The organism is Klebsiella indica, from assembly GCF_005860775.1.
Taxonomy (GTDB): Bacteria; Pseudomonadota; Gammaproteobacteria; order Enterobacterales; family Enterobacteriaceae; genus Klebsiella; species Klebsiella indica.
On sequence record NZ_VCHQ01000018.1, the window covers coordinates 101452 to 120163 of the forward strand.

The window sequence follows — 18712 nt, forward strand, 5'->3', positions numbered from 1 at the left end:
TTTATAAAAAAGTCATACACGGAAAATCATTCAGATTGCGAAGAAAATTCCCGAACAATAATCGTGTAACTACAACGCAACAGCTGCGAGGATACCTTTGATGGAATGCATACGATTCTCACCCTGATCCCACACGACGGATTGTTCGCACTCCATAACTTCGTCGGTAACATCGATACCTCGATATGCCGGCAGGCAGTGCATAAAAATAGCATCCGATTTTGCTTTTCTCATCGCCTCCATGGTGACCTGATACGGCTGGAATGCTTTCTTCAACGCTTCAATCTCATCAGGTGCTTGTCCCATACTGTAATGTGACATGCCGTAGACAATATCTGCATCCTTCAACGCAGCGTCAAAATCATCTGTAAAGACAATATTGGCCCCGCTTACCGCTGCACGTTTGCGGGTCTCTTCGAGGATATTTGCGTCTGGGTGTAAACTCGCCGGACAGGCGATAGACATGTCAATTCCCAGCGTGGCACAGGCTATCATCGTAGTGTAACAAACGTTATAGAGATTACCGGCATAACAAAGTTTCAATCCAGGGTAATCGCGCTTTTTCTCTTTAATCGTCATCAGATCGGCAATACCCTGTGTCGGATGGGCCATCGTTGTCAGACCATTGATAACAGGGGTATCCATCCATTGAGCATATTGTTCTACAATTTCATGACCGAAAGTACGAATGAACAAGCCATCATAGTAACGGTCAAACATGCGTGCTGTATCTTTCAGCGGTTCACCACGTCCGCTTTGAAGTTCATCTGGACGTAAATAAACTGCCGTTATTCCCAAGTCTGCTGCCGCCCGCTGAAAGGCATTCCGCGTTCGCGTTGAGTTCTTCTCAAATAATGCAGCCCACACCTGCCCTTTTAGATACTCATGCGGCTCACGAGCTACCCATTTGCGCTTAAACTCAAGCGACAGATCTACTACAAATTCAATTTCCTCACGCTGCATATCCTTAAATGCCAAATAATCTTTACCTCTTAATTTATTTCTCATCATCTATCCTGCCTATATGTCAGTTTTGGGTTATTGCATTACCGTATAAGCGCCTTCAGGGCTACCATAGATGATCCCCTGCTGGATTGGCAATTGGCAATAAGTACGTTTTTGGCGGGGATAAATCAGACTTATATACAATTTATCAACCAGACATACCACGGTAATATTATGCCCTTCAGCCTGGATATAATTTATAATAGATTATTAGGTTTCCGGTAAATTCAGATTGTCAACGAGTAGCTCTCCATTTTCACATGGGAAAATAAGTAAAATCAGATAAACCAAGAATATACTGTATCGGTCTGAATTTATTCAGCTCCATATTCTTCCATTCATGATTAGGGAGCCATTTTCACTGAGCGTCGCATTCCTGTAGCTTATTCAGTGAATAAAACAGATGGTGCCTCAACCAGTTATAACAGGCTGTGCGGTTATAGCGTTCAATATAAGCATTCTACTATGGTTTTCCCGACTGAATAAACTGAATAAAATTGAGGATAACATTTTGTCGTTCAGTCCACATTATCAGTGTGTTATCTGAGCATTCCGATCCGTTGTCGCAACGAATTGATGTAAGTTTTATTTTTTATTCAATCAGTTGCATCATAATTCTGGCTACCCGGCTGAATAAAAGAGAAAATCAACATCTGTTGCCAGTGCTTCCCGATTGAAATCGTCTATAATACTCAACAGCCGAACTGAGTGGCCATCTGATAACTGGTGGTGCATAAAGTCCATTGACCAGCTCTTGTTACTACCATCAAGGACACTCCGTTGGTTCAGGCTTTTCATATTTCAGCCGTTTTTTGAGTTTTATCTGCATATTCAGCGATAGTTTGCTGTAAATATGGTAAATTCTTTTATAGTTCCAGATAAAACCTTTCACATTACGAGATACAGATAACACAGACCAAGCTCCAGTTACGCTGACTGTCTGTGATGCGTATCAGCCAGTTAGCAATCAGCTAATTTTCCTGGCTCAGTAAACATCTATACCGGTCGCTGACGATAAAAATCTGACTGCCCAAACTGATACTGCTCCCCGGTACACTATCGTATGCTGTGCATCCGCTTCCTGACTGATCGCTATTTGCAAAATAGGCGCTACTTATACCATGTTGATGGCACATCTCCGGAACAGCTATTCCAGCTTCAGTCTGTTTAAGGACAGCAATGCTCTGACTGTCAGTGAAGCGTGAACGCTTCATCGAAATTCCCCTGTATTCAGGTTAGGAGAGAATTCAACTTATACCTGCATTGGGTTTTCTGGAGGGATGACCAAAGCTGGTTATCCTTATCGACATGACAAGAAAGTGAGGGAACGCATAGAAAGATCGCAATACGAATAAGAATTTACCGAAACACGAACCGTATTATCATTTCGCCTCGCACCCCAATAACGCCAGTATCGACTGGTCATCATCATTAACCAATAGTGCAATACGAATTTTGATGCCGAAGAAGAAAAAGTGATTTGGGTCACATTAATCACTCTTCCCTGAAATATGACTTTGTATCACCTTCCCGTCTGAGGCGAAGAAATGATACGGATGTCGATACCACGCAATAGGCCCCGTTGCTTTCCCCTCCAGAAAATGAATAAGAAAAATTCCGCCAGCGGAAAGTTGATGTATTTTATGCCAATTAATCAAATACTCTGCTAATTGAGATACGAGCAGTATTGACCATTACCGCATGAGCTTTCGCTTCAGACATCAGAAACGTGACCGGTGAACACCAACGACCAGAATGATCATTTTGCCCTCTCCCTCCGCTAAATTGCTTTTTTTGATAAAAATAAACCCAGAAAGTTGCTATGTTTTTTTTGCAGTACATATAACCCTAATATTATGCAAGCATTCCTTGTTTGCCCGGTAGCCACTGCCGGGCTTTTTTTATCGTATATTGTCCAGATGATTGATAAATTGACAAATTGATGAACGACTTTTTCTGGTAAAAATAATTGTCACAATTGCAATATCTTGACACACAGGATTCTGTAAGCATGCCGTGAATCCATAAGCAGAAAGTAGTGGTTATCTAAATCAATAAAAGGTACAAACAATGGATATTAAAAAAATAGCCGTAGTTATTACTGGGCTTATTATGTCTGGTTCCGCCGTCTCTGCTGAAGTATATAACCAAAACGGAAATAAACTGGACTTTTACGGAAAGGTAAAAGCGCAGCACTATTTCTCGGATGATAAAAACCAGGATGGTGATCAGACCTATGTTCGTATCGGCATTAAAGGTGAAACCCAGATCAACGATCTCATGACCGGGTATGCCCAATGGGAATACCAGTTCCAGGGTAACAATGATGAAGGGACCGGGGCAACCGGCGGGGATAAAACCCGTATGGCTTTTGCCGGGTTGAATTTCTCTGAGTTTGGTTCTGTGGACTATGGTCGTAATTATGGTGTCGCGTATGATATTAGCAGCTGGACGGATATGCTGCCGGAGTTCGGCGCTGATACCTCGACGCAAACAGACGTCTTTATGACTGGCCGTGCTACCGGGGTTGCCACCTATCGAAACAGGGACTTTTTTGGCCTGGTGGATGGGCTTAACTTCGCTTTGCAATATCAGGGCAAAGCGGACGACAGCGATCGTTCTGTCCAGAAACAACATGGCGATGGTTTTGGTATTTCTGCTTCGTATGAGTATGCCGGGATTAGTGCCGGTGCATCTTATACCGCTTCAGACAGAAGTAATGAACAGGTCGAAAAAGGGAAAACGTCCGCCTTATACGCTTCCGGGGATAAAGCGGAGTTGTGGAACGTCGGTTTGAAATATGATGCTAATAATATTTACCTGGCTGCCACCTATGCTGAAACCAGGAACATGACCAGTTTTGGTGATGATTATATTGCTGAGAAGACACAAAACTATGAAGTCGTCGCACAATATCAGTTCGATTTTGGCCTCCGTCCGTCAATTGCGTATTTGAAATCTAAAGGCAAAGATTTCAGGAGTTATGGCGACCAGGACTTAGTTGAATATGTGGATGTTGGCACCTATTATTACTTCAACAAAAATATGTCGGCATATGTTGATTATAAAATCAACCTGCTTGACGATAACAACTTCACCAGAACAGCCAACATCAGCACCGATAATATTGTTGGCGTAGGCTTAACATATCTGTTTTAAACTAAGCTAATCGGATTGCCAGTTCCCGTGAACTGGCAATTTTGGAGGCATAATGGAAAATTACAGAGGAGAATGTTTTTGCGGGAGCGTTCATATCTCAATCAAACTCGGTTATCTGAACATATACTCCTGCTACTGCCATGAGTGCCAGAAACATACTGGCGGGGTATTTATGTTTGTTAAGGCAAAAAAACGCCCTGATGTGTATCCCGGTACGGAAAGTCTGAAATCATTTTACACAGCGTCTCATGGATATAGATTTTTCTGCGCCGAATGTGGCGGATTACTATTCATTCAAGGGAATAACGAAGCTGATTTTTTAATTCCTGTCTCTGTTCTGGATTTCACCGCCGAACAAAAATGCCGCATGATGTTGATCGATGAGCTGCAGCATCATTTAAGACCAACATTCTTCCGTTTGTATGGCAGATTTTTGTGATATCCCCGTCATACTTCAAGTTGTATCTGCGCGGACTTTGTTACCAGGCTCATCCATAAGCCTTGCCCTGACGGGTCGCCGCGTGATTCGGCCAACGGACTCATCCCTTGCGGGTTCCGCTCATCGGCTGCATCACCAGGCTCATCGCCGCAGGCAGAACCGTCAGCGTGACCAGCGTCGCCACCAGCAACCCGCCGATAATGGCATACGCCATCGGCCCCCAGAAAACTTCCGTTGAAATCGGGATCATACCCAGTATCGCGGCACAGGCCGTGAGCAAGATTGGCCTGGCCCGGTGTTCTGCCGCAACGATAATCGCCGCCTCGTAGTCCATACCTTTGAGAATATTGCTGTCCACTTCGCTGATCAGAATGACTGCGTTACGAATGATTATGCCTGCCAGCGCAATAATACCCAGTAATGCCACAAATCCCATCGGCGTACCGGTCGGCAGCATCGCCAGCACAATGCCGATGAGCCCAAAGGGTGCCATCAGCAGGGCCAGCAGCATGCGTGAGAAACGCTGCAGCTGTATCATCAACAATACCAGCATGACAAGCAGCGTCACCGGCAGCACGGCGTACACCGAATTGTTGCCTTTATTTGATTCCGCGACCGTACCCCCCTCCTCTATCTGATAACCTGGCGGCAGCGAGGCGCGTATCCGGTCGACGACCGGCTTCAGCTGTTGTGACACCGACTCCGCCCGCATCCCCGGCGCCAGATCGGTCTGTACGGTAATATAGGGCAGCCGTTGACGCCGCCAGATAACCGGGTCATCCACTCCCCATACCAGCGTCGCCACCTGGCTGAGCGGAATTTTCTCTCCCCGGTCATTGGTCAGCAACATATCAGACAGCGTCGAGATATCCTGACGCGCCTTATTATTCCCCCGCAGCACGACATCGATCAGACGGTTACGGTCACGTACCGTGGTTACGGTGGTGCCCGACCAGACAGTATTGAGCATCTGCGAAATACTCTGCGACGAAACACCGGCTGCCCGGGCAGCCGTCTGGTTAACCTTGAGGGTGATAACCCGCTCCGGCTCACCCGCTGTGAGGTTTACCTCGCGCGTGAGCGGACTGTCGCCCAGGGCCGATGCCAGGGAATGGGCTATCGCCTGAACGCGCCCGTAATCCGGTCCGGTGATGCGGTATTTCACCGGCCAGCCAACCGGCGGGCCCAGTTCCAGCGGCGAAACGCGGCTAGTGATGTCGCTAAACTGCCGGGCCAGCAGATCTTCGAGCTGCTTACGGAGACGATCGCGGGCCCGGAGATTTTTCGCCACCACCACCAGTTGGGCCGTATTTTCATTATCCAGCAGAACATCCATCGGCAGATAGAAACGTATTGCTCCGGAGCCGATGTAGCTGGAAAAATGGTCCACATTCGGGTTATGGATTAATGCCTGTTCCAGACGTGCGGTCTGTCGCCCGGTTTCCGTTTGCGAAGCGTTTGCCGGCAATGTCAGGCTGACCAGCAGTTCCGGCCTGTCAGACGTGGGGAAGAATTCCCCCTGCATAAAAGTGGTGCCATAGGCGGCCAGCGCCAGCAGGCCAATCGCCGTTCCGAGCGTCAATAGTCGGTGACGCAGCACGGCAAGCAGCAGGCGATGATATCCGCGCCGCAGCCTGCCCGGGCTGCCGTTTACATGGCGGTTGTTCAGTTTTTCCGGCAAGATCCAGACCCCGGTCAGCGGGGAGAACAGGATGGCGACTCCCCATGAACAGAGCAGTGCGATCAGCATCACCGCGAAGAGGGTAAAACAGTATTCACCGGCGCTCGAAGCCGCAAAGCCGACCGGAATAAATCCGGCGATCATCACCAGCGTGCCGGTGAGCATCGGAAAAGCGGTGGTTTCAAAAGCGTACGTCGCCGCCTTCCACCGGGAGTCTCCGGCTTCCAGGCGAGAAACCATCGTTTCCACGGTAATCATCGCATCATCGACCAGTAATCCCAGCGCGATAATCAGTGCCCCCAGTGAAATACGCTGCAGGCCAATACCCGCGAACATCATGCAGGTAAAGGTCATGGCCAGCACCAGTGGTATGGCGGCGGCCACCACCAGACCCGCCCGCATACCCAGTGAGACAAACGACACGGCCAGCACAATAATGATCGCCTCAATCAGCACCCTGACGAATCCGCTGACCGCCTGCGCGACCACGGCGGACTGGTCCGCCACTTTCACCATCTCAATACCGTGCGGCAACTGCTGGCCGATCGCGCCCATACGCTCATTGAGGGCGCGGCCAAAGTCGGTCATATTACCGGTCGCGGCCATGGAGATCGCCAGCCCGATAGCTGGCTCGCCGTTTACCCGGAAGAGCGGCGTCGGCGGCTCCGCCGGTTCGCGCCGGATAGTGGCAATGTCGGTTAGCGGAATATAGCGCCCATTGATATGCAGCGTCACCGCGCGCAGGCTCTCCTCCGAAGTCAGCGCGCCGCTGACCCGCAGAGCCACATTCTCTCTGTCGGTACGCAGAATACCGGACGGCACAACATCGTTTTGTTCCTTCAGCGCGTCACTGACCTGCTGAAGATCAAGTCCCATACCGGCAAGTTTGCGCGGAGAAAAGGCAATGACCATCTGCTCTTCCTGCACGCCGATAAGCGTGATTTTGCCGATGTCCGGCAACGACATCAGACTGCGGCGGATATCCTCAACATGGTCGCGTAGTTCACGGGAAGTAAACCCCTCAGCGGTGAAACCGTAAATGGTACCGTAGGTATCATCAAATTCATCATTCACGGCAGGCCCCTGCACGCCAGAGGGCAGCGAGGATGCAATATCCTGCATTTTTTTACGCACCTGATACCAGATCCCGGCCACCTGACCGGGCGGGGTATCGTCACGCAGATTGACAAAAATTACCGACTGACCGGCGTGCGTGTCACTCTCCACATAATCCAGATAGGGGATTTCCTGCAGTTTTTTCTCCAGCGTATCGGTTACCAGATTAACCGTATCCTGGATGTTAGCGCCGGGCCATTGCGCCGATACCACCGCGGTTTTAATGGTAAAGGCAGGGTCTTCATTACGCGGTAATTGTTCATAACTCATGATGCCGGTGGCCATCACCAGCAGCATAAAGAAAGTCATAAGCTGCTGATGGTTCAGCGCCCAGGCCGACAGATTGAAGGCGTGCTTCAGGGATCCCTGGCTCATTCACGCCCCTCCCCGAAGATCACTTTTTCACCCTGACGAAGTTTGCTGACGCCAGCCGTGACCACCGCCTCTCCCGGATGGACACCTGACGTCACCAGAATGCCGGTTGCGGTATAGCCGCCGAGCGTCACCGGTCGCAGCTGCAATTGCTGACTGGTCCTGTCGACCACGAACACCGCGGGCTTGCCATTCTCCCTGGTCAGGGCCGAGGCCGGAAGCAACATCATGGCCGGTCCGCTGCCGGGTAATTCGACGTTGACGCTGGCGCCCAGCGCCATCGCCGGAGGAGGATTATCAAGGGTGATGCGAACGCGCCACGTCCGCGTCTGCGGATCCGCCTGCGGGCTGATATCGCGGAGGCGGCCGCTGGCGCGGATCGCCGGATCGGCGATTAACGCTACGCTGAATGTACCGCTATTGTGGGAAAACACCTGCGGATCCGCCACGTCTATAATGGCATCTCGTCCGTTGCTGGCCGCCAGCGTCACTACCGTCTGCCCGGCGCTGACCACCTGTCCCGGTTCCGCGCTCACCCCGGTCACGATGCCGGCTGACGGCGCAATCAGATGCGTCCAGTTCAGATTTTCCCTGGCCGTATTCAATGCGGCTTCGGCGCTCTGACGCCTTGAGACTGCCGTCTGCCAGTCCGAGCGGGCCGAATCCAGCTGCACGCGGGCAATGGCCCCGGAAGGCATCAGCGCACTCATTCGCCGTAGATTAAGCGCAGCCAGGCGCTCTGCGGCCCGGGCGCTGTCCAGATCGGCGCGAGCGCTGTCGAGCTGATTCTGAAAAGTGCCACTCTCCAGCGTGCCGAGCGTCTCGCCAGCCGTCACCGGGTCACCCACATCAACCGGGCGCGTCAGCAAACGTCCGTCAAGGCGAAACCCGAGCGTTACCTCATCGTGCGGACGGATTTCACCGGTCTGAGTGAAAATGCTGCTCCGTGAGGGTGGCGGCGCCAGAATAGTTCTGACCGGCCGCGGCGCAGGTGGCGTCTTTTGTGGCTTATCGCCGCAGGCGGTTAAAACCAGGATAACCGGCAGCGCCAACATACCGTAACAGAGCGATGCCGGAAGGTGCGGTGTAGAGAGGAGGCGAAATATCTGTCGCAGGCAGTCGGACAGACCGGGAAAATTTTTCGTCATGACGGCGCTCCTTAACAAAGTCACGGTCATTAAACCGAAACAGTGTCAGGATTGATCCCTGCATTCTGTCAGGAAACTGTCAGGACGCCAGGTTTATTCCCGCGCCTTTCCACCGGGCAGCGTAATAATAATAACCAGCCCGCCGCTTTCTCCCTGTCTGGCTTGAATACCGCCGCCGTGTGCCGCGCAGATCCCTCTGGCTATGGACAACCCCAGGCCGCTGCCGCCAGAGTGCCGCGCCCGCGAAGACTCTCCCCGGGTGAAGCGCTCAAACATCGCCGGCAGAAACTCTGCCGGTACGCCCGGCCCGTGGTCACGGAAAATCATCTCGCATCCTGCCGACGTCTTGCGGGCCACGGCCGTCAGCACGCCCCCCTCTGCCGCATAGCGCAGGGCGTTTTCCATCACAATCGTGACCACCTGTCCCAGCCGAACCGGATCAACCTCGCACAGGCACGGAGCCTGCGAGGCAACGGTGATAACCATACCCACGCTCTGCGCCTGTGGACTCAGCCAGATAGCCCGTTCACGCAGCAGCGCGGTAAGGTCGGTTACCGATTTATGCAGGCTAAGTTGACCGGCGTCGGCCAGCGACAACAAGTGCAGTTCATCCGTTAACTGGCGAAGGAGCTGCAGTTGCTTCATCACCATCGCCAGTTGCTTCGGTTCCGGAAGGAACACGCCGTCCATCATCCCCTGCAGACGACCAATGGCCGCCGTCAACGGCGAGCGAAGCTCATGGGCCATCGCCACGTGGGAAGCCCGCAGTTCCCGCTCGTAGCGGGCCAGTTGCATCATCATGGCATTGAAATCCTGGGTAAACCGCGCCATTTCCAGCGGCGTGTTATCCACCGGCGCCGCCCGGGCGGTAAAATCGCCTTTGGAGACCGACCCGGCAGCCGTAGCCAGGTGGCTGAACTGGACGGACAGCGGCCTGGCGGCGCGCAGCCCCAGCACCACAATGAAAGGAATGATGACCACCACCAGGATGCCCACCGTCAGCCAGTCCGCGGAAGCGATTGAGGGATCGGAATAACTGATCCCCCACCACGCATCGACAATTTCATGAAAGCGGGCCGGATTGGTTTCCGGATGCAGACGTAGAAGCGCAAACTCGGCGCGCAAGGCCGGTGGCATATGGTGCTGTATCCACAGGCTCTCCACGGCGAAACGCAGCCACATGCACAGCGCAATCACCACCACGGAACCGACAGCCAGCGCCAGAATTCGCACGCAAATCCAGCGCCACAGGGTCTGCTGCTGTAATGTCTTCATGGCTGACGGAACCGGTAGCCTACGCCCCGGACGTTCACCAGCACATGATGAATACCGGCCGTTTCCAGTTTTTTACGCAGGTTATAGACGTGAGTGTCGACCGCTCTTTCCAGCGCATCGCTTTCGGGCAGGCAGCGCTCCAGTAGCTCCTGACGTGAAAATGGGCGCACTGGCGCCGCCATCAGCGTCGAAAGCAGGCTGAACTCTGTCGGGGTGAGTTCCAGCGCCTGCCCTTCTCCGTCTGCTGAACGGATCATCGCCGTCATCATCGCCGTGTTGACCTCCAGGCCCTGCCAGCGTAAAGCACGAACCTCAGGCTCCTGGGTCGCCCTTCTCAGCACGGCCTGCACCCTTGCCACGACTTCGCCCGGGTTATAGGGTTTGACCACATAATCATCGGCGCCGTAGCGCAGGGCGCCGATTTTATCCGGCGCATCTCCCATCGCTGTCACCATAATAACGGGGATATTGCCTTTGCGCCGTATGGCTGCCAGAACTTCGGTGCCATTCATCCCCGGCAGCATGACGTCAAGAAGAATAAGATCCGGAGTGAGTCGCTGGCTCATTTCCAGGCCTGAAGGACCGTCGCCCGCCACCCACACTTCATAGTTTTCACGTCGCAGATAGGCGTCGAGTACATCCGCCGCATCCGCATCATCTTCAATAATCAGTATTCGTTTTCCTGACATTGCTGGCACCCTGACCGTTTCTTCATAAAGCCCTGACAGTTTACTGACACTGCCTCTCTATACTCACCTGGCATTTACGGCCACCGCGGCTCACGGTCCGTTAACGATTCAGGTGTGGAGGAATGATGATGATAACCAGAAAAATAGTGTTGTACATGGTGTGTTTTACCCTGACCGGCACAGCCACTGTCGTCCAGGCTGATGAGAGCGATCCCGCGCAGCCCACTTTTTCACTGGGGCTGGCCGGACAAAGCCTGCCCCGTTATAGCGGTTCCGATCAGCGCCACTGGCAGGTGGTTCCCCTGATCCAGGGGCGTGACGGCGCATTTTTTGTCGATAGCCAAAAGGGGCTGGGTTACGACCTGCAGAGTGAAAATGGCTTTTACCTGGAACATACGCTGGGTTATAGCCTTGGGCGTGCGGATCGGAATTCGGACTGGCGCGACGGGAGCAACAAACTTAAAGGCATGGGAAACATAAAAGCGACGATCAATACCGCCTTCGCTCTGGGCTGGACGATCGCCCCCTGGTTGACGGTGGAAGGCAAAGCGACGCTCCCCCTGAGCGACAGTCAGGGCGTGAACTATCAGGCTTCCGCCACGCTGATTCCCCTACAGAGTGATACCGATACTGTCGCCCTGAGCGCTGCGGCGCTGTTTGGCGACAATCGCTATATGAACACCTTCTACGGCGTCAGCGCCCGGCAAAGTCGCGGCACAGGCTATGCGCAATATCATGCCGCCGGAGGGTTTTACGGGACAGACACCAGTCTGACCTGGAACCACCAGTTCACTCCTCACTGGAGCGCCCTGGTCAGCGCTGATTACGTCTGGCTGGATAAACATGCAGAAAACAGCCCGATTGTGTTTCGTCGTAACAACACGTCAGCGACCCTCGGCGTGCTCTATACTTTTTGATCCCGTTTGTTAGTCAGCGGCTGGCCTCTTCCACGCCGCAAATATGCTGATTTCCCCCCGGCGCAGCCCGGATACCTGATCTGCGCCGCATTTTCCTTTCGCAAAATAATGAGTTACGATCTCATCGCCGGATAGCGTTGGCGTAACGCGGCGAAGATTCTCGACATTTGCTCGCCGGGCACCTGATTTTGGTTTACTTCCGCCGCCACAGCTTTAAACACCTGATGTTTAAGAAAATGACGCCATCCTGTGGGTGCCTCAGCCAGAAATCGTGTCAGCAATTGGTAGCGTTCCGGGGTCCATACCGCTTCAAATGCCGTTCGCGCCACGCCAAAGTCAAAGTGACTGTCCGCTCGCTGTCTCAGCGCTTTGCGTAAGCATGCTGTCCCGACATCATCGATATCCTCGCCATTGATAACCACACCGTACTGTGTGCGGGCAGCATCAACGCTGACAAATCCACAGCGCACATCCTGCAGCACCGCCTGAGCACCACGCTCAACGGGCAGGCCATATCCCCCCGCGCCGGGCCCCCGAACCTCAACAATATCGCCTGGCTGGCAGCGAATGACATCGGTGTTACCGTGTTCGATCACCTCACCATCACGCCAGGTACGGAAGTGTGACAAGCCCCCCGCCGCGCCCCCCAGCACGCCCGGTGAAGCAAATACCGAGCGATTGCGGTTGCGGGCGGTAACCAGCGTATCCGGCGCAAAAATCTCGAAAACCATTTCCGTGGCCAGGCCGCCGCGATAGCGCCCGGCGCCGGCGCTGTCAGGCACCAGACCATAGCGATGAAACTGAATAGGGACTTCGGCTTCGTTGATTTCAATCGGCGTGTTTTTCAGGAATGCGGATAAGCCGCCGGAACCGTCCGGGCCATCATGGCGCGGCGTACCGCCCGCACCACCGCCTACTGGCCCCAGAGACGCCACCACGCTGCGGTTTGCCGCATCGCTGGTACGAATGTTCATAATGGAGTTTCCCCCTGGCGAATTCGCGGGCAGACGTTCAGGTATCGCCTGCGAAAACACGCCGATAGTGGCTATCTGCGACAGCGCGCAGGTCAGGGAACGCATCCCTACTGCGGCTGGCGCTTCGCAGTTCATGACCGTTCCAGGAGGCAGGATAGCGCGCGTAGGCCGTAGCGTACCGGCATTCAGCAGCAGGTTTCGATCCAACGTCGACAGGACATAAGTGACCCCTACCAGCGCCAGCGGGTGCCGTTCACGTCCGCCTGTCGGCATGTTCAGCGAAGAGGCCAGTTGCGGATCGCTTCCGGTGTAATCCAGCTCCAGCGTTTCGCCCTGCACCCGCAGCGTGATGGCTACCCGGCAGGGGAAGCCTCCTTCGCCATCTTCATCCGCAAAGTCGGCATAAAAATATTCGCCGTCGGGAATGGTGGCAATAATGCTACGCGCCTGACGTTCGGCATAATCAAGGATACCGTCGATCCCCTGGCGAAAATCCTCCACGCCAAAACGGGCAAGAATGTCATGAATTTTACGTTCCCCGACATTCACTGAGGCCAGTTGCGCTTTGAAATCGCCCCAGTTCTGATCCGGAACGCGTACGTTAAGCCGCATAATGCGCGCCACTTCGTCGTTCAGCTCGCCATTGCGCACAATTTTCAGCGGCGGAATGCGTATGCCTTCCTGCACGATATCGGTAAGGGAACGCGAGAGCGATGCCGGTACCGCCCCGCCAACGTCAGTGTTATGAATATGACCAACAACGAAGCAGACGATCTCTCCCTGATGAAACACCGGTTTCCAGATATGAATATCAGGCGTATGGGTCGCCACATTACCGGCATACGAGTCGTTGGTGATGCAGATATCCCCTTCATCATACTGGTCGATCAGCGCCAGCACCGGGCCGTAATCAATACCGCTGTACCAGGGCGCCCCAAAGCGACGCGGTGAAGCGAAGGCCAGCCCGTCCGGGCTGACAATCTGGCATGAGAAGTCTTCGGTTTCTTTAACAAACGTCGAGTGTGCGGTTCGCATCAGGGTAAACGCCATCGCATCGGCGGCAGCCGCGCAATAGTTAGCGAGAATTTGCAGGTTACGTCCGTCAATCGCCATCTTGGCTCACCTCCAGCGAAGTAATCAGTAAATTGCCAAATTCATCGACCCTTACCTGCATCTGCGGCGGCACACAGGTGGTGCAGTCGTCCTGGGCAATAATCACCGGGCCGGTCAGTTGATGCCCGGCCCCAAGAGTCGCGCGGGCGACCACATCGACCTGATGCTGCGCACCGTCGATCCAGACGTGGGTCTGTTTCGCCGCCACTACCGGTCCGCTGGCCGCGGGCACACGATTCAATGCGGGCTTCGGTGTGGGCGAGACGATAACCAGACGCAGGTTGATAATCTGCACCGGTGCGCTGACGTCACTGTGACCGAACATTTGTTGATGCTGACGATCAAAAGCGGCGTGCAGGGCATTGACGTTGGCTTGTGTCAACCATGCTTCTTCAAGCGCAACCTCAATTTCAAAGGACTGCCCGCGATAACGCATATCCGCGCTATAGTGCAAAGTGAACGGCATCTCCACCCCGTGCTGCTCATGCAGCCAGCGCCGGGCTTGCTGATTCAGGGCTTCAGCTTCGGTCGCCAGCGAGTCCGCCAGGTTAGCATCCAGTTCGCCGTAGAGAGTGCGGATAAAGTCATTGCGGATATCCGCCACTAATCCGCCCAGTGCTGACAGCACGCCTGGCGTCGGCGGGACAATCACCCCTTTCATATTCAGTTCGCGCGCCAGGAAACACCCCATCATCGGCCCCGCGCCACCAAATGCAAGGAACCAGAATTCACGCGGATCGAGACCAAAGCGCGACAGCAATCCGTTGGTATCGCCGTACATACTGGAGATCGCCAGCTCAATGGCGGTTTCCGCCGTCTCTTCTACTGTGATATTGAGGGCATCCGCCAGCGGCTGCCAGGCGGCGCGAGCCGCGCCAACGTCTACCTGCACGGCATTGTAACCGAGATCGCCGTGACCAATCATTCCGCAGACGGCAAAAGCATCGGTGGCAGTTGGCTGCGTGCCGCCGCGCTGGAAGCAAACCGGTCCCGGCAAAGACCCCGCGCTGTCCGGCCCCATCTGCAATACGCCCTGGTTATCGATCCAGGCCAGCGTTCCGCCGCCTTGCCCGACGGAGGTCACCGCCACCGAAGGAATATAGATAGGGAAATCACCGATGATTTCACCGTTCCCCTGCGCCACCTTACCGTCAATGATCACCGCCACATCGGCGCTGGTGCCACCGATATCGAGGCTGAGAATTTTGTCAAAACCGCAGGTACTGGCGAAAAAACTGGCGCCGATCACTCCGGATGCCGTCCCCGACAGCACCATCTGCACGCATTCGCTTTTCGCCTGCTCAACCCCCATGACTCCCCCATTGGATTTGGTTATCCTCGGCGGTGGCGCAACACCCATGGTTTTTAAGGCGCGTTCAAACGATTCGAGATAATGGATAACCATCGGCTGCACATAGGCGTTGATGGTGGCGGTGATAGTGCGTTCATACTCGCGGATGATTGGCCAGATATCCGCCGAGCACGAGGTCAGTAGCTCAGGCGCCTGTGCATTAATGATCGCCTTGACCCGGGCTTCATTGTGGCGATTGCGATAGCTGTGCAGCAACGCCACCACAATTCCCTGACACCCCGCCGCTCTTGCGCCGGCAATGGCATCCAGCACACTCTGATGATCGACCGCTTGCAGCACGTTGCCGTGGCGATCGGTCCGTTCTTTGATGGCAAAAACCCGGTCACGAGATATCAGCGGGGTGGGTCGGCGTGAAAACAGATCGTGAATATGCGGTATTTTCAGACGCGCCAGTTCCAGCACATCGCAGAATCCTTTCGTCGCAAATAGCGCCAGTTTGACACCTCGTCGCTGGATCACGGCGTTGATACCTACCGTGGTGCCATGCGTGAAGTAGCTGACCTGCTGTGGGGCGATGCCGGCACGCTGCTCCAGTTGTGCCAACCCGGTAAGGATTTCACGCCCTGGCTGGTCCGGCCGCGATAACACTTTCAAAGTGTGGATCTGGTTCGTTTGCTCATCAAGGACGGCAAAATCGGTAAAAGAGCCACCAATATCTACGCCAACACGATACATAGTTTTTTCCGTTGTCAGGAGGAAGGAAATTCCATCAACTTGTGGGGATCCTGCACCACGCGCCAGCCGAGTCGCTGATACAGCTGGTGGGCATCATTGGTAGAAAGCATCCAGCGGTGCACCGTTTGTAATTCCTGATGCGCACGCACACAAGTCGCCAGCCAACGACCAAGACCGTGGCCGCGCCAGTCCTCATCAATGATGACGTCACATAACCAGCCAAAACGCGTGTAATCGGTCACCAGCCGGGCAAAACCGATCTGCCGCTGCTGCTGGTACAGACCAAAGGGCAGTGACCCGGCGATTGCGCGTTCTGTTTTTTCCCGGGTCTGGCCTTTCGCCCAGTAGGAACACTCCGCCAGTTGATAATGAATCCAGTCGATATCAAGGCGCTGACGTTGGGTGGAGACAATGAAGCCATTGCGCTGCCACATCTGGTCGGGAATGGTAAAGGCTGTCATAGCAACTCCTTGTAAAGTAATAGAATGAGTGTAACGGCTTCAGCACAAACGTCGCCGTTGAATCCACGACCTGAACAGCGAAGATAAAGGGAATTTTGGACGACGGAGAAATTTTATGCTGTCCAGATGGAGGGACAGATCGGGGTGGCACGGTTTATCCGCGTAGGCAGAAGGCGGCGACCTCGCTCTTTTTGCGCGAATGCCGCACCGGAATATATCCATCTGCCTTTATGAACGAAATGAGATCCGGGCTGGCAACCCGATTAACGCAGAATCACCCGCCAAAATCAGCCGAATTCTGCTTCATGATCAGCGATCTCAACGGCACGCTACTTTTCATGATCGGCGACTTGATCACGATATAACTGAAATACTTATCAATACCGATTTGCGCATCCAGCAACGTCTCGATCACATCCTGGTAATGCTCAATGCTACGGGTAATAAAGCGCAGCAAATAGTCGTAGCCCCCGGTAATCAAATGACACTCCATCAACTCATCCACATCGCGCATCGCGTTTTCGAATTTCATAAAATCTTCTCGCCGGTGGCCGGAAAGCGTGACTTCGGTGAAAACCGTCACAGAGTTGGTGATTTTGGTCAAATTGATATGGGCTTCATACCCGGAGATAAAACCCGCCTGCTCCAGGCGTTTTACCCGTTGCAGGCAAGGGCTGGGAGAAAGTCCGACGGCATCGGCCAGGTTAACGTTGCTGATACGGCCATCTTTTTGTAGTTGCACCAGAATATTGATATCGATGCGATCTAGTTTCATTAAGCCGTTCATGGCCCCCCTCATTATTGACCAGGTGTGCAGGTTATCCCGATGGTATAGCACGCTTTAATGTGACAGCGCCAGTCCTGACGCAGGCCACATTTTTCGGAATACCTGAAAATAATTTGCTGCAATATCAATGAGGAAGCTGTGATTATTCGAGACGACCGCTTGCACGAGCCAGCGCAATATCAAAGATATGCAATGCTTCTTCCAGCTGCGCGTCAGTGGTGATCAGCGGCGCCAGGAAGCGGATTGTACTGCGGTGCAAACCACATTTAATCAGCAATAACCCTTCCTGGCAGGCGCAGTCGAGAATTTTCTGCGTCATCGCCGCATCAGAACGCCTGGTCTCAAAATCAATGATCTCCACCGCCTGCATAAAGCCGATGCCGCGCACATCGCCGATACACGCGTACTTGTCCGCCAGTTGATGCAGATGGGCATTAAGTTTCTCCCCTAACTGGTTACTGCGTATCAGCAGATTTTCGTTTTCAAACAGGTCGAGCACGGCCAGTGCCGCCGCACACCCCAGCGCATTACCGCCATAGGTCCCGCCAAGCCCACCCGGTAATGGCGTATCCATAATGTCCGCTTTCCCCACGACACCGGAAATCGGCAATCCGCCGCCGAGACTTTTTGCCACGGTGATCAGATCCGGAGTAATGTCCGCATGTTGGAAACCAAACATTTTCCCGGTACGACCAAACCCGGTTTGTACTTCATCACAAATCAGCAGAATCCCGTGTTCCTCCGTGATACGGCGCAACGCCTGCAAAAAGTCAGCGCTCGCAGGCAGGAAACCACCATCGCCCTGAACCGGTTCGATGATAATCGCCGCGACGCGTTCCGGCACAATTTGTACCGCAAACAGTTGTTCCAGGGCTTGCAGACAGTCATTATCGCTGATGCCATAAAAGGTATTCGGAAACGGCAGGCGATAGATTTCCCCGGGGAAGGGGCCGAAATTCTGTTTATAAGGCTGGCTCATCCCGGTCAGAGCGCAGCCGAGTAAGGTGCGGCCATGAAATGCCCCGTCAAACGCAATGATGCCGGATCGCTGGGTATGCGCACGGGCAATTTTCACCGCATTTTCTACCGCTTCCGCACCGCTGGTGAAAAATACACTCTTAAACGGCTGGCCGTTACCCACCAGTTTATTCAGGCGCTGCGCCAGTTCAATGTAGCCCGGATAGGCCACGACCTGGAAGCAGGCATGCGACACCAGACCAAGCTGCTGCGTGACGGCATTAACCACCGCCGGGTGATTATGGCCGACATTAAGTACACCAATTCCGCCGACAAAATCGAGGTAGCGATTGCCCTCAACATCCCACACCTCGCTGCCTTTAGCCCGTTCGATCACCAGCGGATGCGCAGTGACCACGCCACGAGGCACCTGCTGCTCGCGCGCATCCAGTAACATACTGTTATCGGAAAATGTGTACTGTCCTACCATGGCATTCTGCATTTTTGCCCTCATCCACATAACGTTAGGTTGACTAAAGTATCGCAACCTGTTGGTTTCTCACGCTGCCGTA

General features: G+C 53.8%; 13 protein-coding genes and 1 pseudogene. 3 read left to right on the top strand and 11 right to left on the bottom strand.

Annotation, left to right across the window (positions count from 1 at the left end):
- Positions 1-69 precede the first annotated feature (69 nt).
- Positions 70-1011: an ornithine carbamoyltransferase gene (gene argF, locus FE839_RS14725; protein ID WP_241675632.1), complete on the bottom strand. Its 942-nt coding sequence runs from the start codon at positions 1009-1011 to the stop codon at positions 70-72.
- A gap of 250 nt (positions 1012-1261) precedes the next feature.
- Positions 1262-2219: pseudogene (locus tag FE839_RS14730) on the bottom strand (DDE-type integrase/transposase/recombinase).
- Between the two features lie 856 nt (positions 2220-3075).
- On the opposite strand from FE839_RS14730, the gene ompC reads away from it, so the two are divergent.
- Together ompC and FE839_RS14740 are read left to right on the top strand one after the other, a co-directional pair.
- Positions 3076-4164, top strand: coding sequence for a porin OmpC (ompC, locus tag FE839_RS14735; RefSeq protein ID WP_138361551.1), 1089 nt, complete (start codon positions 3076-3078; stop codon positions 4162-4164).
- 52 nt (positions 4165-4216) lie between these two features.
- Positions 4217-4603, top strand: a complete 387-nt coding sequence (locus FE839_RS14740; protein ID WP_138361552.1) for a GFA family protein — start codon at positions 4217-4219, stop codon at positions 4601-4603.
- A gap of 100 nt (positions 4604-4703) precedes the next feature.
- Here the strand turns inward: FE839_RS14740 and FE839_RS14745 are convergent, their stop codons facing one another.
- The 4 genes from FE839_RS14745 to FE839_RS14760 form a co-directional block, all read right to left on the bottom strand.
- Positions 4704-7775: an efflux RND transporter permease subunit gene (locus tag FE839_RS14745; RefSeq protein WP_138361553.1), complete on the bottom strand. Its 3072-nt coding sequence runs from the start codon at positions 7773-7775 to the stop codon at positions 4704-4706.
- Positions 7772-8920: an efflux RND transporter periplasmic adaptor subunit gene (locus tag FE839_RS14750; protein WP_138361554.1), complete on the bottom strand. Its 1149-nt coding sequence runs from the start codon at positions 8918-8920 to the stop codon at positions 7772-7774. Before FE839_RS14750 ends, FE839_RS14745 begins: the two co-directional genes overlap by 4 nt.
- A 93-nt stretch (positions 8921-9013) precedes the next feature.
- The gene (locus FE839_RS14755) at positions 9014-10195 is read right to left on the bottom strand and encodes a sensor histidine kinase (protein WP_138361555.1); all 1182 of its coding nucleotides are present in this window, start codon (positions 10193-10195) and stop codon (positions 9014-9016) included.
- The gene (locus tag FE839_RS14760) at positions 10192-10884 is read right to left on the bottom strand and encodes a response regulator (RefSeq protein ID WP_138361556.1); all 693 of its coding nucleotides are present in this window, start codon (positions 10882-10884) and stop codon (positions 10192-10194) included. Before FE839_RS14760 ends, FE839_RS14755 begins: the two co-directional genes overlap by 4 nt.
- A 128-nt stretch (positions 10885-11012) precedes the next feature.
- On the opposite strand from FE839_RS14760, the gene FE839_RS14765 reads away from it, so the two are divergent.
- The gene (locus tag FE839_RS14765; protein ID WP_138361580.1) at positions 11013-11801 is read left to right on the top strand and encodes a MipA/OmpV family protein; all 789 of its coding nucleotides are present in this window, start codon (positions 11013-11015) and stop codon (positions 11799-11801) included.
- A 113-nt stretch (positions 11802-11914) separates the two neighbouring features.
- On the opposite strand, the gene FE839_RS14770 is transcribed toward FE839_RS14765, so the two are convergent.
- The 5 genes from FE839_RS14770 to gabT all read right to left on the bottom strand — a co-directional run bounded on the left by FE839_RS14770 (position 11915) and on the right by gabT (position 18642).
- Positions 11915-13888, bottom strand: a complete 1974-nt coding sequence (locus tag FE839_RS14770; protein ID WP_138361557.1) for a hydantoinase B/oxoprolinase family protein — start codon at positions 13886-13888, stop codon at positions 11915-11917.
- Complete coding sequence (locus FE839_RS14775) at positions 13878-15935, bottom strand: hydantoinase/oxoprolinase family protein (protein ID WP_138361558.1); 2058 nt, start codon at positions 15933-15935, stop codon at positions 13878-13880. Before FE839_RS14775 ends, FE839_RS14770 begins: the two co-directional genes overlap by 11 nt.
- A gap of 14 nt (positions 15936-15949) precedes the next feature.
- Positions 15950-16396 carry a GNAT family N-acetyltransferase gene (locus FE839_RS14780; RefSeq protein WP_138361559.1) on the bottom strand — a complete coding sequence of 149 codons (447 nt, stop codon included), beginning with the start codon at positions 16394-16396 and terminating at the stop codon, positions 15950-15952.
- Positions 16397-16670: 274 nt separating this feature from the next.
- Entirely contained in the window at positions 16671-17183 is a 513-nt protein-coding gene (locus FE839_RS14785) for an Lrp/AsnC family transcriptional regulator (RefSeq protein WP_138361560.1), read from the bottom strand.
- Between the two features lie 142 nt (positions 17184-17325).
- Complete coding sequence (gabT, locus tag FE839_RS14790) at positions 17326-18642, bottom strand: 4-aminobutyrate--2-oxoglutarate transaminase (RefSeq protein WP_138361561.1); 1317 nt, start codon at positions 18640-18642, stop codon at positions 17326-17328.
- Between the last annotated feature and the right edge of the window lie 70 nt (positions 18643-18712).

Excerpts from the sequence above, each read along its gene's own strand:
- argF (WP_241675632.1), bottom strand. The coding sequence starts at position 1,011 with ATGATGAGAAATAAATTAAGAGGTAAAGATTATTTGGCATTTAAGGAT.
- ompC (WP_138361551.1), top strand. The coding sequence starts at position 3,076 with ATGGATATTAAAAAAATAGCCGTAGTTATTACTGGGCTTATTATGTCT.
- FE839_RS14740 (WP_138361552.1), top strand. The coding sequence starts at position 4,217 with ATGGAAAATTACAGAGGAGAATGTTTTTGCGGGAGCGTTCATATCTCA.
- FE839_RS14745 (WP_138361553.1), bottom strand. The coding sequence starts at position 7,775 with ATGAGCCAGGGATCCCTGAAGCACGCCTTCAATCTGTCGGCCTGGGCG.
- FE839_RS14750 (WP_138361554.1), bottom strand. The coding sequence starts at position 8,920 with ATGACGAAAAATTTTCCCGGTCTGTCCGACTGCCTGCGACAGATATTT.
- FE839_RS14755 (WP_138361555.1), bottom strand. The coding sequence starts at position 10,195 with ATGAAGACATTACAGCAGCAGACCCTGTGGCGCTGGATTTGCGTGCGA.
- FE839_RS14760 (WP_138361556.1), bottom strand. The coding sequence starts at position 10,884 with ATGTCAGGAAAACGAATACTGATTATTGAAGATGATGCGGATGCGGCG.
- FE839_RS14765 (WP_138361580.1), top strand. The coding sequence starts at position 11,013 with ATGATAACCAGAAAAATAGTGTTGTACATGGTGTGTTTTACCCTGACC.
- FE839_RS14770 (WP_138361557.1), bottom strand. The coding sequence starts at position 13,888 with ATGGCGATTGACGGACGTAACCTGCAAATTCTCGCTAACTATTGCGCG.
- FE839_RS14775 (WP_138361558.1), bottom strand. The coding sequence starts at position 15,935 with ATGTATCGTGTTGGCGTAGATATTGGTGGCTCTTTTACCGATTTTGCC.
- FE839_RS14780 (WP_138361559.1), bottom strand. The coding sequence starts at position 16,396 with ATGACAGCCTTTACCATTCCCGACCAGATGTGGCAGCGCAATGGCTTC.
- FE839_RS14785 (WP_138361560.1), bottom strand. The coding sequence starts at position 17,183 with ATGAACGGCTTAATGAAACTAGATCGCATCGATATCAATATTCTGGTG.
- gabT (WP_138361561.1), bottom strand. The coding sequence starts at position 18,642 with ATGCAGAATGCCATGGTAGGACAGTACACATTTTCCGATAACAGTATG.